The sequence below is a fragment of the bacterium genome (assembly GCA_040757115.1).
In the GTDB taxonomy this organism is placed as follows: domain Bacteria; phylum UBA9089; class CG2-30-40-21; order CG2-30-40-21; family SBAY01; genus JBFLXS01.
In genome coordinates this window covers 1-3823 of the sequence record JBFLYA010000313.1, presented here as the reverse complement: position 1 = coordinate 3823, position 3823 = coordinate 1, and the positions used below count along the sequence as shown (strand labels likewise).

4 protein-coding genes are annotated in these 3823 nt (G+C 35.4%); all 4 read right to left on the bottom strand.

Annotation, left to right across the window (positions count from 1 at the left end):
* Positions 1 to 191 precede the first annotated feature (191 nt).
* On the bottom strand, positions 192 to 728 hold the full coding sequence (locus AB1422_17730) for a cyanophycin synthetase (protein ID MEW6621144.1): 537 nt from the start codon (positions 726 to 728) through the stop codon (positions 192 to 194).
* 68 nt (positions 729 to 796) lie between these two features.
* On the bottom strand, positions 797 to 1648 hold the full coding sequence (locus tag AB1422_17725) for a UDP-N-acetylmuramoyl-L-alanyl-D-glutamate--2,6-diaminopimelate ligase (GenBank protein MEW6621143.1): 852 nt from the start codon (positions 1646 to 1648) through the stop codon (positions 797 to 799).
* 500 nt (positions 1649 to 2148) lie between these two features.
* The gene (locus AB1422_17720; protein MEW6621142.1) at positions 2149 to 2607 is read right to left on the bottom strand and encodes a hypothetical protein; all 459 of its coding nucleotides are present in this window, start codon (positions 2605 to 2607) and stop codon (positions 2149 to 2151) included.
* Positions 2608 to 2730: 123 nt separating this feature from the next.
* Entirely contained in the window at positions 2731 to 3609 is an 879-nt protein-coding gene (gene rsmH, locus AB1422_17715; protein ID MEW6621141.1) for a 16S rRNA (cytosine(1402)-N(4))-methyltransferase RsmH, read from the bottom strand.
* Positions 3610 to 3823 lie beyond the last annotated feature (214 nt).

Sequence of the window (3823 nt, the reverse complement as noted above, 5' to 3'; positions counted from 1 at the left end):
AATTTTGATATTTGCATTTTGATATTTACATTAAAGTTCTTCTTGCTATCGCTCTCCCCAAAAGAGGAACCTATTTATGAAAAAGCAATAAGGTTCGCCCTACATTTATGGGATGTCAGAGGTTAATTCGTATCCATTTGTGACTAATTCCCTTAATTCTCTGTGAACTCTGTGCCTCTGTGGCTGAACGGTTAATAGTTTTTCAATAATTTTTCCACAACCTCGCGGTCATCAAAATGTATTGTTTTATCTTTAAATATCTGGTAAGTCTCATGTCCTTTACCAGCAATAAGGATTAGGTCTCCTTGTTTTGCGTAATCTAATGCCCTGGTGATTGCCTGGTCTCGGTCGATTACCACTTCGTATGCCTTACCTTCAATTCCTGCCTCAATTTCTTTAATAATCGCCTCTGGGTCTTCATTTCTTGGATTATCACTGGTAATTATCGTCCAATTACTCAGGTCTGTGGCGATTTTACCCATTTGTGGTCTTTTCTCTCTATCTCTATCTCCGCCACAACCAAAAATAGTAATAATTCTCTTTGGATTAAGTCTTTTAGCTGATAATATCACATTTTGTAGCCCGTCCGGGGTATGGGCATAATCAATGACTACGGTAAAATCCTGTCCTTTTTCAACCAATTCAAATCTGCCTCTAACTCCAGATAAACTCTCAATGCCTTGTTTAATGGTTTGAATGTCTATTCCCTCAACTAACCCATATCCAATAGCCGCTAAGGCATTATAAACATTATGCCCGCCTACTAATTTTAAATTTATCTGACTCGGCGTCCGTTTTAGTTCTGGATAGTAAAAAAAAAAGAGGTATTTCTCTTTGTTGACATAACCTTTTCGGCATAGATTTGTGCCTTATCAGATAATCCATAGGTAATTGTTTTGGCACGGGTATTGGAGATAATCTTCTGGCTGTGGGCGTCGTCTAAATTAATTATTGCTATTCCTTGAGGCTTTAATTCTTTAAATAATTTTATTTTCGCGGTTAAATAATCATCCATAGTCTTATGGAAGTCTAAGTGGTCCTGGGTGATATTAGTAAAGATAGCATAATCGAAGTCACAATTTGCGGTTCGAGAAAGGGCTAAGGCATGAGAGGAGATTTCCATAACGACATGGGTTACTGCATTTTCTACTGCCTGGGCGAGCATTTGTTGTAATTCTAATGCCTCTGGAGTAGTCTGTCCTGCAGGAATTTCTAATTCGCCTATTTTATAGCTAATCGTCGAAAAACGAGCCGGTTTATAGCCTGCAGTTTTTAAAAGGGATTCAATAAGATAAGCAATGGTGGTTTTACCATTAGTTCCAGTAATACCAATTAATTGAAATTTTGAAGACGGAGAATCATAGAAGGTATCTGCGATTATGGAAGTTGCCTGGCGAGTATCCGTGACTTTGATATAAGTTACGCCGGATAAAATTGGAACATCCTCACATACCAGAATGGCTTTTGCCCCTTTTTCAATGGCTTCCTCAATATAATTATGCCCATCAACCCGAAACCCTTTTATACAGATAAATAAAGACCCAAAAACTACATTTTTTGAAGAAGTGGTAAGGTGGGTTATTTCAACATCTTTATTGCCGATAATTTGTTTTTCTTTTAATTTAGAGACTAACTCTTGTAAATTCATTAATTCCCCCCAGATTTTTGGTGGTGTCTGAAAATAACTCTAATAGTGAAATCTATGCAGATTTGGTGTCCAAAAGGGATTTCCTTCAAAGAGCAAAATGCAAAACTCGTTTATAGTTTAGGGTGTATAGTGTATAGTTTATAGTTTATAGTGTATAGTTTATAGTTTAGGGTTTATAGTGTATAGTGTATAGTTTATAGTCCTTCAACTATAAACTATCAACTATAAACTATCAACTATCTTTGCCAAAGTTCAGTAAAATTATCTCTTTCCTTTCAGCGTTAAAATACTTGAAGCAAAGATATTACCAAACTCCTCCAACTCTTTGAGAAACCCTGCTACTTCCTCTTTGAAATTTGATTTGTAATTTTGCATTTTGATATTTAATATTTGATATTTATTTGTTGTCTCCCTCAAATCCTATTTTGCAGAACCCTATACACTATTTTAACCTTTATGCTAGATTAAGACACCCCCAGATTTTTTACCAATACTTCACATTACTCCACTCTCCCTTTACTCCACGCCTCGGCTTTGTTAAGTTTGAAAAAGTTTATTCCGAATTTAAAAAGATTAATCGGTTTATTTTCAACTAAATACTGAGGTTGTGGTAAACAGACAATTTTAACCTCATCCGGGATAGTTAATCCCATCTGTCTTGCCATATTATCAATTCTGTCCGGCGAACGCAAACTTGCAATATCGACTAAAAGCATCCTCTGGAAATTCTCTAATTGATGCACTTTATTTTGAAGCAGAGATATGGTATAACCCATTGAGGTAATATGAATTTGGGTAAATACCCACATAAATCCGACTATAAATATTCCTATAATTGTCGATAAATAACTTCTGACAACTTTTTTTATTTCAGCTTTACGATGCCTTCCAAGTAGAACTATCAATTTATCCCCCTTCTTCTGAAACATATGCCAATAGGTTATTGCAATTTCAGTCATTTTTTTCCCTCCCTTTTTTTGGTAACTGGTAATTGGTAACTGGTAATTAGTTACCAATTAACCGATTACTTGCTTTTATCGTCCTTAATTTTAATATCGACATAAATGGTGTATAACTAAAGACTAAGTTTTTTCGATTACCCTGAATTTTGCACTTCTTGCTCGCGGATTAACTTTTCTCTCCTCGTAAGTTGGTCTAATTGGACTTTTAGTTATAATTTTAGCTAATCCTTCCTTTGCCCATTTACGAAATTTGTGTTTCACAAGACGGTCTTCAAGTGAATGAAATGAAATAACTAAAAGCCTTCCGCCTGTTTTTAATAATAATATCGCCTTATCTAATGATTCATCCAGGACATCTAATTCCTGATTAACCGCTATTCTTAATGCTTGAAATACCTTTGTTGCTGGATGAATCTTTTTATATCCGATAATCGGTTCAATGACCTTGATTAGTTCAAATGTTGTGTGGATTGGTCTGTTTTTAACAATTGCCTGAGCTATTTTCTCTGCCCGATGTTCCTCACCATATTTTAATATAATCTCTTTTAATTGGTTTACCGACAGGGAATTAACTAAATCTTTAGCCGTAACCTTATTTCTTAAATCTAACCGCATATCTAAATCTGCATCAAATCTAAAACTAAACCCGCGTGTTTTTGACTCAAAATGAACTGAACTTACACCTAAATCATATAAAATACCATTAACAGAATCAATAGAGGCAGAAGCTCTCCCCTTTATTAAAATGGAACTGGCTAAAATCTCTTTTATGTTTTTAAAATTATCGTGAACAAAAATAATATTCTTCGGACCTAATCTCTTCTTAGCTATCTCCAGAATCTCCCCATCCTGCTCAATACCTATAATCTGACCACCCTTTTGTAAAATCGCCTCTGAGTGTCCTCCTTCACCTAAGGTGCAATCGATATAAATACCATCAGGCTTAATTTGTAGATATTCTAATATCTCATTTAATAATACAGGGATATGAGTATTCACTCTTTTAGTAGCGAGTAGTGAGTAACGAGTATATAGGGAAATATATATTTCCCTTACTACTGGTTACTCACTTCTCGCCATCTCCTTATCCCCTCCCAGTCTCTATTAGTAGTGAGTCGTGGCTAGTGCTCTGTCGCTACTCAATTGATGTCCCCCCTTGGCCTAATCATTACCCACATCTTTTAGTGGACAGATTAGATAGAAATTCCAAATT

Bases quoted from the DNA above. Each gene is read 5' to 3' on its own strand.
- AB1422_17725 (MEW6621143.1), bottom strand. From the start codon at position 1,648: ATGAATTTACAAGAGTTAGTCTCTAAATTAAAAGAAAAACAAATTATC.
- AB1422_17720 (MEW6621142.1), bottom strand. From the start codon at position 2,607: ATGACTGAAATTGCAATAACCTATTGGCATATGTTTCAGAAGAAGGGG.